This window comes from Acetobacter sp. P1H12_c (assembly GCF_018811975.1).
Lineage (GTDB): Bacteria > Pseudomonadota > Alphaproteobacteria > Acetobacterales > Acetobacteraceae > Acetobacter > Acetobacter persici.
The window spans coordinates 63,012-74,502 of sequence record NZ_JACRVR010000003.1 but is presented as its reverse complement, the minus strand read 5'-3'; the positions used below and the strand labels follow the sequence as shown (position 1 = coordinate 74,502).

Below are 11,491 nucleotides of genomic sequence, written 5' to 3'. Positions count from 1 at the left end.
GCCCCTTCAGAGTGTTGCGGGTGCCACAGCCGGCTGGTGGCCAGACGTTGTGTGGCCGGGGCTGGCGGCAGACAGGCCGTGGTTCAGCCCCTCCCGCAACTGGCGGCCCTCTGCGGAATGCGGGTCAATCAGCCCGTTGCGGAGAAAAAGATCAATCAGCACGAGATTGACGTTGAATTTGAATTCGTCCGTATCCCGCACCAGCTTGTAAACATCGCTCAGCGGCATCAGGTGGAAGGATTCTACTTCCCCGTCCGCGGCAACTGGCTCAAAGCTTTCGGGCAGGAACAGGTCGTAGCAATACAGAATATCGCGCCGCAGCCCTTCGGGCCGGTCCAGCGCATAGACAAGACGCCCCACCTGCTGCGCCTGCCGGGCAAGGCCTTCCTGAATACTGGCTTCTTCCGCCGCTTCCTTCAGCAGCGCGTCCCACGGTGTGTGCCCGGCGGGTACACCGCCTGCCACCAGATGGTCCAGTTTGCCGGGGTCCAGCCGTTTGTTGGCGGCTCTGCGGCCTGTCCACAGATATAATCCGTCTGCCTTGCGCACCAGACCGTTCAGATGCACCCCGGCGGCCACCAGCCCGAACAGGGGCAGAGCGCCACGGTCAATCCGCGCCAGCACGGGCTGGCCCACATCCGGCATGACGTCAAACAGTTCGTGATGAGAGCGATAAACACCGCTCAGTGCCAGATCTTCTCCCAGTGCTTCCAGATCAGCCGGGTCAGGCAGGTTAAAACCCTGCGTGCGGGACCCGAGGCCACGCTGTTCCAGAGTCTCCGTCAGGTCCGGAGTGACCCATCCCGTGGGTCTGCCGCCCAGAGAAAACGGGAAGCGCGCACCGGGCACGACGGCGGTGTTGCAGTGCCTGAGGTGACGAAGAAAGGCGGTATCGTCCGAAGGCATCGGAAATCCTGTCGTGCTTGAATGAGACCATAAACGCGCAAGGCGTCTGTGTTTATCCGGCGGATACCGGAGCGAGGCAAGGTGCTGCGGGGTTGCAAAATTATGGAGGCGTGCCACATGCGGGGGTATGTCACCACGTAATCGTTCTCCGTCCGGGGCGCTGAAACAGCCAGCCTCAGTCACTCTTGCCCGTCTTCTTCCGTATCTCTGGCCGCGTGAGAACAGCGGGCTGAGGTGGCGTGTTGTGCTTGTGCTGCTGGTGCTGGTGGGCGGAGAGCTTGCCACGCTGGCCGTGCCAATGGCTTACAGCCGCGTGGTGGACCGTCTCTCCCATCCCGGCAGCCTTGCCATGGCGCCGTTTGCGCTCATTCTGGGGTATGGGCTGGTCAGGCTTGTGTCTGCCGCGCTGACAAATTTGCGGGATTCCCTGTTTGCGCCTGTGCGGTTCCGGGTGGCGCGGCAGGCGGCCTTCCGCAGTTTCCAGCATATGCACAAACTCTCCTTACGCTTCCATCTGGACCGCCGGACAGGGGGTGTGACCCGCGCCATTGAGCGTGGCACGGAGGGAGTGGAAACCCTGCTGCGGATGGGCATGTCCATCTCTCCCACCATTTTGCAGGCTCTGCTGGTTGTGGTGGTGATCTGGCGGGTGTTTGACTGGCGCTATGTGAGTCTGATGGTGCTGATGATTGCGGCCTATATCGGCTTTACGGTCCTGTTTACCTCGTGGCGGCTGGGTATCCGGCGGCGGATGAATGAGAGCAATACCGAGGCTAGCGGCAAGGCTCTGGATAGCCTGCTGAATTATGAAACCGTCAAATATTTCGGCAACGAGGCGCATGAGGCGACCCGCTATGATGCGGCACAGGCCCGGTATGAGCAGGCTGCGCGGAAAACCCAGTATTCTCTCGGACTGCTCAATTTCGGGCAGGCGGCGATTATTGCCGTGGCGCTCACGCTTATCATGCTGCTGGCCGGACGGGATGTTGAGGCCGGACGGATCAGCGTTGGTCAGTTCGTCATGATCAACACCTACCTGCTTCAGCTTTACGGGCCGCTGAATTTTCTGGGGTCTGTCTATTCCGCCATCCGCACGGCGATGGTGGATCTGGAGCAGATGTTCGGGCTGGTTGAAGAACATGTGGAGGTGGCGGACCCGGAAAACCCGCTGCCAATCGCCACGCGGCTTGCGGATTCTGCTCCGGCGGAAGTGGCGTTTCGGGATGTCCGGTTTGGATACGGGCCAGAGCGCGAAATTCTGCATGGGGTGAGCTTTGTGGCGGCACCGGGCCAGAAGGTCGCCATTGTCGGCTCAACGGGGGCTGGCAAATCCACCATCAGCCGCCTGCTGTTCCGGTTTTATGATGTCTGGTCTGGCGCGGTGCTGGTGGACGGGCATGATGTGCGTGCCTACCGGCAGGAGGACCTGCGGGCGGCCATAGGCGTGGTGCCGCAGGATACCGTGCTGTTTAACGAAACGATTGGCTACAACATCGCCTACGGGCGTCTGGGAGCCACTCCGGCGGAGATGGAGCAGGCGGCGCGACAGGCGCAGATCCATGACTTCATCATGTCTCTGCCGGATGGCTACCAGACACAGGTGGGGGAACGCGGGCTGAAGCTTTCAGGCGGGGAAAAGCAGCGTGTGGCCATTGCGCGAACACTTTTGAAAGACCCCCGTGTTCTTGTGCTTGACGAGGCTACAAGCGCGTTGGACACACATACGGAACAGGAGATTCAGGCGGCTCTGAAAGCCGTTTCTGCCTCCCGCACCACGCTGGTCATTGCGCACCGTCTGTCCACCATTGTGGACGCGGATGAAATTCTGGTGATGGGGCAGGGGCGTGTGATCGAACGTGGCACGCATGAGGCTCTGCTGGCTTCTGGCGGGCAATATGCCGCCATGTGGGCGGCGCAGGGGGCAGAAAGCGTGGCAGAGCGTCTTGCCGGGTAACGGCAGGAACGTCCGGGCGGTCATCTCTGGCGAATCGAATAAAGCACCGGTCTGCGGGCCGGTGTCTGAGACAAGGAAAGAAGAGGAATTATCATGACGGATACAGCAGGACATACACCCGCAGAGCCCACATCAGACGCAATGCCGGGTGTGCCGGACGATCTGGCCCGCTGCGCCATGGTGGTCGAAAGTGCGATGGAGCACCTGCTTAAAGAGAATCACCCGCCGCTGGCAATTGCCTCTGCCCTGCTGGGCGGTTCTCTGGGTCTGCTGGCCCGGAGCATGGATAAAGACACCATCCTGCATATTCTCGACTCTGCCGCGCACAGCGTGCGTACAGGCGAGATTCATGAAGCAACACAGGCACAGACTGCTCCGGAAAGTGAGAAAGCCTGAGGTCAACCCTTGACGGCAGGCGCTTGCTCAGCCATAAGCCGCGCCAATCCTGAATGTGGTCGCCGGGCAAATTGTCTCGGCCCTCTGTTTGATACCTAAGACAAGGATGAGACAATGTCCCGTCGCTGCCAGATTACCGGCAAAGGCGTTCTGACCGGAAACAACGTCAGTCACGCCAACAACAAAAGCCGTCGCCGTTTCCTGCCCAACCTGCAGGAAGCATCCCTGATGTCCGACATTCTGGGCGCCGCCGTGCACATGCGCGTCAGCACCCGTGGCCTCCGCACCATTGAACATAATGGTGGTCTGGACTCCTTCCTGATCAGCACGCCTAACCGCAAGCTGCCGGAAGAAGCTCAGGTCGTGAAGCGCCGCGTGCTGCGCGCTCAGGCTAAAAAACAGGCTGCCGCTGGCGCCTGATTCAGGGGTTTCCTAACCGCAGTGGGTCCGGGCCAGTCAAAATCTGACGGTCCGGATTTTCTGTGCAGGTGTCTGGCAGGGTGTCAGGCACTTTTCGTCTATCGGCCGGTTTCCGGCAGCCGGGCTTCCTTAAACAAAACTGGGATCAGCACGGTGTTCGGTAGCCACAGGCGCGAAGGGTTCCCTGTCGCGCCTGACCTGTTTTCTGGAGGTTTTCGTGTCCGCCAAATCCGACCTTTCGAAGATCCGTAATATCGGGATCACCGCGCATATCGACGCGGGCAAGACAACCACGACCGAGCGTATTCTGTACTACACCGGTGTGTCTCACAAAATTGGTGAAGTGCACGACGGTAACACCACGACCGACTACATGGCGCAGGAACGTGAGCGCGGTATTACCATTACCTCCGCTGCTGTGACCTGTGAGTGGAACGACCACCGCATCAACATCATCGACACCCCCGGACACATCGACTTCAACATCGAAGTGAACCGTTCTCTGCGCGTGCTCGATGGCGCTGTCTTCATCATTGAAGGTGTGGCCGGTGTTCAGCCGCAGTCTGAAACCAACTGGCGTCTGGCTGACCGCTACAAGGTTCCGCGTATCATCTTCATCAACAAGCTCGACCGTACCGGCGCGAACTTCTACCGTGCATTCGACACGCTGAAGGAAAAGCTGGACATCGTCGCGATCCCGCTGCAGCTGCCGATTGGTGCTGAAGACCAGTTCCTGGGCGTCGTTGATCTGATCGAGATGAAAGCAATCGTCTGGGAAGGCGGTGAGCTGGGCGCGAAGTTCCACGATGAAGAAATTCCGGCTGATCTGAAAGAAAAGGCTGCTGAAGCCCGCCAGAACCTGCTCGACACCGCTCTGGCTGTCGATGACAAGGCAATGGAAGAGTATTTCGAAAACGGCGAAGTCTCCATTGAAACGCTGAAGCGCTGCATCAAGAAGGGTACCATCTCCGGTGAGTTCCGCCCGGTTCTGTGTGGCACGGCGTTCAAGAACAAAGGCGTTCAGCCGCTGCTCGACGCCGTGATCGATTACCTGCCGGCTCCGAATGACGTTGAAGGCATCCGTTGCGCTCCGCCGGAAGGTGAAGAAGACGATGAAGCCGCTCAGCCGATCATCCCGGTTGATCCGGACGGCAAGTTTGCTGGCCTCGCTTTCAAAATCATCAACGACAAATACGGCACGCTGACCTTCGTTCGCGTCTACCGTGGCGTGCTGAAGACCGGCGATACGGTTCTGAACACCACGAAGGGCCACAAGGAACGTATCGGCCGTATTTACCAGATGCATGCTGACAAGCGTGAAGAACTGACGGAAGTTCATGCTGGTGATATTGCTGCGTTCGTGGGTCTGAAAGACTCTCAGACAGGTGATACGCTTGCTGATGCGGCCGATCCGGTTGTTCTGGAACGTATGAGCTTCCCGATCCCGGTTATCGACATCTCTGTTGAGCCGAAAACCAAAGACGGCGTGGAAAAGATGACGCTGGCGCTGCAGAAGCTGGCCAGTGAAGATCCTTCCCTGCAGCTGAAGACGGATCAGGAAACGGGTCAGACCATTCTGTCCGGCATGGGCGAACTGCACCTCGACATCATCATCGACCGTCTGCGTCGTGAATATGGTGTGGATGCAAACGTCGGTGCACCGCAGGTGGCGTATCGTGAAACCATCTCCAAGCCGCACACGGAAACCTACACGCATAAAAAGCAGTCTGGTGGTTCCGGTCAGTTCGCTGAAGTGAAAATTGCTTTCGAGCCGGTTGAGCGGAACGATGGCATTCACTTTGAAAACAAGGTTGTTGGCGGTACCGTGCCGAAGGAATATATTCCTGCGGTCGAAAAAGGTATCCGCATGCAGTCTTCTACAGGCGTGCTGGCAGGCTTCCCGACGGTGGACTTCAAGTTCACGCTGCTTGACGGTAAGTACCATGACGTTGACTCGTCCGCTCTGGCGTTCGAAATCGCGGCTAAGGCTTGCTTCCGTGAAGGTATGAAACAGGCTGGTCCGGTTATTCTTGAGCCGATCATGGACGTGGAAGTGACCACCCCGAACGATCACGTTGGTGACGTTGTGGGTGATATCAACCGTCGTCGTGGTATGATCCAGAGCCAGGAAACCTCCGGTTCCACGGTTATGGTTCGCTCTCATGTGCCGCTGAAGGAAATGTTTGGTTACATTTCTCACCTGCGTTCCATGACGAAGGGCCGCGCATCCTTCACCATGCAGTTCCATCACTATGACCCCGTGCCGCGCAACGTGGCAGAAGAGATTATGGCTCAGTCTAAATAAGCCATCGTCTCCGGGATTATCTACGGATACAGAAAAGCCTCCTCATCTTGAGGTGGCTTTTTTTGTATCTTCGCTACCAGATCTGAATTGCCTCACGATATCCGGTAAAATCTTATAAATGAGATTTTATCGGTAAATACTCAAAAATTACACATGTCTATTGGATAGAGAATTGTGATTACTCAATTTTCTATGACATAAAAATTCAGGACATAAATGATGTCAGAAAATGATACAGTGAGAAAATTTCTCACAATTTGCGAAGAATATCCGCAAAATACGGCAGTATACCGTGCAAAAAATAGTATAAATTATTCTCAGTTGCTTCAAATCATGAAGGCGTTTGCAGCAGTTTTCACAAAAAACAATTTTAGGAAAATACTTATTGCTGCCCCCGCAGGCGAATATGCGTATGCCGCTATGTTTGCATCCCTTGCGAGTGATGCCACGTATGCTCCGCTCAACCTTCTCTCATCTTTGGAAAAAAAACGGAGAATAGTCGAGATTTTCAAACCTGATGTCATTATAGGAAATCAGCAAGAAATAGAGACGTTGTGCGGAGAGAGTTCTGTTTGTGAAACTCTTTCTATAGAAACTATACAGAATTCTGTTGAAACGTATAAAGACACAGAAATTCATGTCCTGCCGTCTAGTCGGCCTGCTTATGTTATTTTTACATCTGGTTCGACCGGGATGCCCAAAGGTGTCGTGATAGGGCGGCAGGCACTGCACCATTATGTCGAGTGGATGTCTGAGTGCTTATTCATCACGCCTCAGGACCGGGTCAGCCAGTATGCCAATATTGCTTTTGACCTGAGTGTTATGGAAATTTACGGGGGGCTGTGCGCCGGTGCCGCTCTTTGCCCCATAGAGACATTTTTTGATCGGATGCGGCCAGCCCGTATGATTGCGGCCAAACAGATAAGCGTGTGGATTTCTGTCCCCAGTACCATCACCCTGATGCAGCAATCTAATGAACTGACATTCGAAAATCTGAAAACACTCAAGCAATTCGTTTTTTGTGGTGAGGCTTTGCTGGTCAGTCAGGCGCGTATGCTCAGACAAACGCTGCCAGCGTCTGATATTTTCAATACATACGGCCCCACAGAAACAACCGTTTCTATGACACATATCAAAGTTACAGATGGGCTCTTACAGGAAACCAGCTTTCCATCTGTGACCCTGGGAAAACCAATTTCTGACATGGCTCTGTTACTGGTTGGGGAAAGTCCTGACGACGGAGAAATTGTGATCACTGGCCCGCAACTGGCTGATGGATATCTGGGTAATCCGGAGGCCACACAGGCGGCCTTCCGAGACGTGCAAACAGAGCAGGGGCCGGTTCTGGGGTATTTTACCGGCGATCGCGGTATCAGAATTAACGGTAAGATATATTTTGCTGAGCGCTTTGATTTCCAGATCAAGCATAAAGGCTACCGGATAGAGATAGAAGAGATTTATGGAGCCCTTAGTGCTATTGGCTACGATAAATCCTGCGTTCTTTATATGCAGCAGAAAATTGTCGTTGTTATTGAGACATCTCAGAATCCAGACGCGTCTTTTATCAGAAAAGAGCTTTCTAAGTCTCTGGAGCCTTATGCGATCCCGGATATCATCATCAATATTGATGTTTTTCCTAGAAATGAAAACGGAAAAATAGATCGCAAAAAAATAGAAACGGCAATTGAAGGAAGAATTTGAAGATGTTGCATAAAATTGAAATGGATAAAAGCTCCATGATGTCATGTGTAAAGGATATCATGGAAGAAACATTGGGACATTCCATCCCCTTGTGGAACCCTGATCTGAAATTTACCGACATTGTCGGGTGGGGCAACAACATGACTGTCTCCACCGTTGTCGCATTACAAAAAAAGCTCTCGCACAAACTGCCAGATACACTTCTGGACGATGTAGTGACGATTGATGATCTGGTGACAAAAGCCTCTCAGGCGTCAGAAACATCCTCTGCCGGGGCACCCAAAAAACTATCAGAACGTCTACGGGTTTTTAGTAACTTTGAAAGCCTTGGGGAAGATTGTGAATTTGGACTGGTGCAGCAACGCGCGGGTATTTTGCACCCCCATCTTCTGCGCTTCTCAGCGGCGTCGGAAAATAGTGCAGACCGTCTGCCTCATTTAATGATGCTGCTCAAATATCGTCTCCATCAACTGGAAAAGCCGGATTTTCTGGACATGTTTCTTCCGGAAGAGGAGTGGAACAATGTCGATCCTGAATGGCGGATACGACATAAAATGTATAAATGGTCCACGCATACCGGTCTTCTCGTAAAGAATTTTCCTAAAGAAACGATTAGTCAAAAAATACCTGATTTTTCAGTCGTTATTGAATTTATGAAAAGCCAGTTCCTCAGAGAACTGGAGCTTGGCCGCAAGGTCTGGATATGGAAAAGCGGTGTTCCATCTTCTCTTGTGAATATAAAAAAGCTTCTGGATATTTTGAAAAATTATGGTCCCAACAAGCTCTTATGGGTCCAGAACGCAGACCAGGACCATCCGCCGGGAACGATAGAGAAGCTGGACGCGGATTTGTGGTGTGGATACATCAAAAAGCCGAACGAGCACTGGAAAGGGCATTGGAGCGAAGACGCGGACTGGCTTGAGCTTCTGAAAAACACCCTTCAGATGTATCCGGAGCTTGATAGCTTTTCAGGCGCAGTCGCAAGCCAGAACATCAATGCTCTTCCTCAGGATCGTCAGTCAGAACAGGACGATGCTGTGCATGTGTTGTCGAGACTTGTTTCCCAGCAACTCAATATTCCGAACCTTTCACTGGACAGTGTGCAGTTCCCCTCTGAGATTTCTGGGTGGGACTCTCTGAAGCACGTTAATATTATTATGGCTGTGGAAGAGCATTTTAAGATATCTCTCTCAGCAGAAGATTTTGATGAAACGCAGACAATTCAGGGCTTCACCGGTGTCGTGAACAGGCTCATGCAAGCCTCCTGACACGTAATCATTTTCCAGAGACAGGCTGAGGGAAGATTTTTACGGTCGGGACCGTCGTGAGGTATTAAGGCTGGAAGCTCCAGAACGGGGTAGCTTCCAGCCACTCTCAAAAAGCAGTCTTCTGGGTGTTCTGGCTGCAAATGCAGGTCAGGTCAGAAGCTGGGTTGTCAGTTTTATCTTCGCCGAAAAATGCGGATCGGTGCTCCAGTGAGCGTATCAGTGCTTCGTGTGTAGCTTTGCATTCCAGGCCGCACGGACTTCTTCTGGCGTCATACGGCCTTCGTGCTGTTTGGGCGCAGCAGTTTTGCCCGTCCCCTTTTTAGTGCTGCCCTGCGGGCGACGACTGGCATGCGTGGATGATACGCTGCGTCTGGTGCCTGCGGCATGGGACAGTGAACCGGGGGCAATACCTGCGGCGGGGTTCTGGTTGACAGCCTGCACGGCGCGGGAGCAGCGGGAATCATCACCAACACCAAGCTGGATGGTTGGCAGCAGGGCCAGAGGCGGAAAAACGAAGCCGAGGCCCGCTGCTGCTGCCGCGCGCCCCAGAATTTCCGCACCCGGTAACACGGTGGGAGATTTGATGGGACCGGTGATGTTGAACGCTCCCGGCAGAGACGCAATGGTCGGGTTCTGGGCACGGGTGGTCAGGGAGTAGTCCAGAGTATTGGTTTTGAAATTAATCGTGCCGCGGCCAAGCGTACGGGCTTCACCTGTTTCCAGCAGCAGGGTGTTGGTGGAGACGATGCCGTTTTTCAGCGGCATATCGGCAATAAAGCATTTGATGTCGGTGTGGGACGGAAGGCCGAGGGCTGTCAGGATGGCATTGCCCAGTTGCAGGCCCATAATATCCGGCAGAATGGCGGTAATATCGCCCCCCTGATCCAGCACCAGCGTCAGGCCACCATTTCCCGCCGCCATCAGGCTGGCAATGGAGTTCCCCTTGGCTCTCAGGGTCATGTGGCCGCCAATAATTCCACGCGCTTTGGAATTGGCTGTGGCCTGCATGATGCGGGCCAGATCAATGCGCGCAAAGTCAATCCGTGCGGTCGTGTCAAACAGAGAGCCATCCGGCTTGAGCGTTGCGGAACTGGCCAGTGTGCCATTCCCAACGGCAAAATTCAGCCGTTTGAGGTCAATTTCACCATTGTTGATGAAAAACTCAGTGTCGATATTATCAAGCGGAAGCTGCTTATTTTCGATATGTGCTCCGTGATATGTGACGTGTGCATTAATGGCGTTCAGGCGCGGAATATTGATGGGAGTATCTGGCAGAACTGTCTTGCTGTTGGCATCCTGCTTTTTCTCAGCAGCCGTTTTTGTCGGCTTTGCACCGATGAACCCACCGAGATCCACCAGATTAACCTGTTTTGAGCGCAGGTTGGCCTGAAGAGCCATTGGCTTCTGGTGTGGATCAACCTCAAGAGTGCCACCAATGTCGCTGGTGCCCATCCTGCCTTCAAAGTCCTTGAAGAGGATGTGGTTGCGGCTGTAATCCAGATTGCCGGTAATGGTGTAGGCCGGAGTGCGCGGGATTGGCACGCCGGTCAGCGGATAAAGCAGGGACATATCAGGCCCTGCAAAATGCAGCTTGAGGTGAGCACCGGCAAAGCTCATCGGGTGCACCACATCCCCTTTCAGAGTGGCGTTGGTGGGGCCATTCTGCACGCTGAGGTCAACGGGGTAGGGGTCTTTGTCCGCAACAAAAGAGAGTAACGCGCCGCCAATAAAGCGTGCGGTAATAGGCTGCTGCGCATAACGCCCTTTGGCGTCCAGACGCAGCGTGCCACGACTGGCCCCCTCAGGCGGGGTTGTCTGCACAGAAACCTGCATATCGGCCTGAAGCGGGTCATATTTTACATGCAGCGTGCCGTCGGTAATACGCAGTTCGCCGATATCTGGCAGGTTTGTTTTGCCGGTGGCATCTGGCTGTGCAGGCGTGCTGGCTGGTTTGCCGTCTTCGGTAAAGGTGTAGTTATTCAGGTTGTTTTTAAGTGCAATGATGTCTGCTGTCGGCTGTTCCAGCGCAATGAGCGGCAGGAGCAGAGTGCGGTGCCAGAGGTAAGACCAGACATCAAACGATACGCTGAGGCTTTTGGCCTGCGCAAACTGATCTTTTTCTTTTTCAAATGTTTTGGGCTGCTCAATTTTGAGGTCGTCCACCTTGATGGTGGTGACCCGGCCCAGATGTACATGCAGATGTGCAATTGTGGTTTTGCGATGTAGGAGTGCTGTAGCCCGGGAATTGACCAGTGGCACAAACCAGTCCCATGACCAGAACAGGATCAGGAGCAGGATGGCGAGCGCAATGCCACCACAAATTTTCAACCCGAGATGTCTCGCGCGGGGAGGGGTGTCCGGCGTTGCTATGGTCATGAGAACGCGCTCCCCTGATCTGAGGTCAGAAAAAAGCAGAGCGCAGGGGAGGAATATGACGTTCGGGGCATAAAATGTTTCGCAGTTTGTGACAGTCCTGCAAGACTGAACGCCCGCCCGGAGAGTTTGGTTCCGGGCTGAGCGTTTCGCGGGATAAGGCTTACC

8 protein-coding genes are annotated in these 11,491 nt (G+C 54.3%); 6 read left to right on the top strand and 2 right to left on the bottom strand.

What is annotated here, in order from left to right; genetic code table 11:
• Positions 1-6: 6 nt before the first annotated feature.
• On the bottom strand, positions 7-906 hold the full coding sequence (locus tag KP699_RS03880; protein WP_215761688.1) for an NUDIX hydrolase family protein: 900 nt from the start codon (positions 904-906) through the stop codon (positions 7-9).
• 127 nt (positions 907-1,033) lie between these two features.
• On the opposite strand from KP699_RS03880, the gene KP699_RS03875 reads away from it, so the two are divergent.
• The 6 genes from KP699_RS03875 to KP699_RS03850 all read left to right on the top strand — a co-directional run bounded on the left by KP699_RS03875 (position 1,034) and on the right by KP699_RS03850 (position 8,950).
• Positions 1,034-2,860, top strand: a complete 1,827-nt coding sequence (locus tag KP699_RS03875; RefSeq protein WP_077931439.1) for an ABC transporter ATP-binding protein/permease — start codon at positions 1,034-1,036, stop codon at positions 2,858-2,860.
• A 93-nt stretch (positions 2,861-2,953) separates the two neighbouring features.
• Positions 2,954-3,256, top strand: a complete 303-nt coding sequence (locus KP699_RS03870; protein ID WP_215761687.1) for a hypothetical protein — start codon at positions 2,954-2,956, stop codon at positions 3,254-3,256.
• Positions 3,257-3,370: 114 nt separating this feature from the next.
• Positions 3,371-3,676, top strand: a complete 306-nt coding sequence (gene rpmB, locus KP699_RS03865) for a 50S ribosomal protein L28 (protein ID WP_086656111.1) — start codon at positions 3,371-3,373, stop codon at positions 3,674-3,676.
• A 217-nt stretch (positions 3,677-3,893) separates the two neighbouring features.
• Positions 3,894-5,981 carry an elongation factor G gene (gene fusA, locus KP699_RS03860; RefSeq protein ID WP_025827617.1) on the top strand — a complete coding sequence of 696 codons (2,088 nt, stop codon included), beginning with the start codon at positions 3,894-3,896 and terminating at the stop codon, positions 5,979-5,981.
• 216 nt (positions 5,982-6,197) lie between these two features.
• Positions 6,198-7,682, top strand: coding sequence for an AMP-binding protein (locus tag KP699_RS03855; RefSeq protein ID WP_215761686.1), 1,485 nt, complete (start codon positions 6,198-6,200; stop codon positions 7,680-7,682).
• A gap of 2 nt (positions 7,683-7,684) precedes the next feature.
• The gene (locus tag KP699_RS03850) at positions 7,685-8,950 is read left to right on the top strand and encodes an acyl carrier protein (RefSeq protein WP_215761685.1); all 1,266 of its coding nucleotides are present in this window, start codon (positions 7,685-7,687) and stop codon (positions 8,948-8,950) included.
• Positions 8,951-9,166: 216 nt separating this feature from the next.
• Here the strand turns inward: KP699_RS03850 and KP699_RS03845 are convergent, their stop codons facing one another.
• A complete protein-coding gene (locus KP699_RS03845) occupies positions 9,167-11,326 on the bottom strand; it encodes an AsmA family protein (protein ID WP_215761684.1) in 2,160 nt (719 codons plus the stop codon).
• Positions 11,327-11,491 lie beyond the last annotated feature (165 nt).

What these genes read in the sequence shown, in the direction of transcription:
- rpmB (WP_086656111.1), top strand. Translation starts at nt 3,371, where the DNA reads ATGTCCCGTCGCTGCCAGATTACCGGCAAAGGCGTTCTGACCGGAAAC.
- KP699_RS03845 (WP_215761684.1), bottom strand. Translation starts at nt 11,326, where the DNA reads ATGACCATAGCAACGCCGGACACCCCTCCCCGCGCGAGACATCTCGGG.
- KP699_RS03855 (WP_215761686.1), top strand. Translation starts at nt 6,198, where the DNA reads ATGATGTCAGAAAATGATACAGTGAGAAAATTTCTCACAATTTGCGAA.
- KP699_RS03875 (WP_077931439.1), top strand. Translation starts at nt 1,034, where the DNA reads ATGTCACCACGTAATCGTTCTCCGTCCGGGGCGCTGAAACAGCCAGCC.
- KP699_RS03870 (WP_215761687.1), top strand. Translation starts at nt 2,954, where the DNA reads ATGACGGATACAGCAGGACATACACCCGCAGAGCCCACATCAGACGCA.
- KP699_RS03850 (WP_215761685.1), top strand. Translation starts at nt 7,685, where the DNA reads ATGTTGCATAAAATTGAAATGGATAAAAGCTCCATGATGTCATGTGTA.
- KP699_RS03880 (WP_215761688.1), bottom strand. Translation starts at nt 906, where the DNA reads ATGCCTTCGGACGATACCGCCTTTCTTCGTCACCTCAGGCACTGCAAC.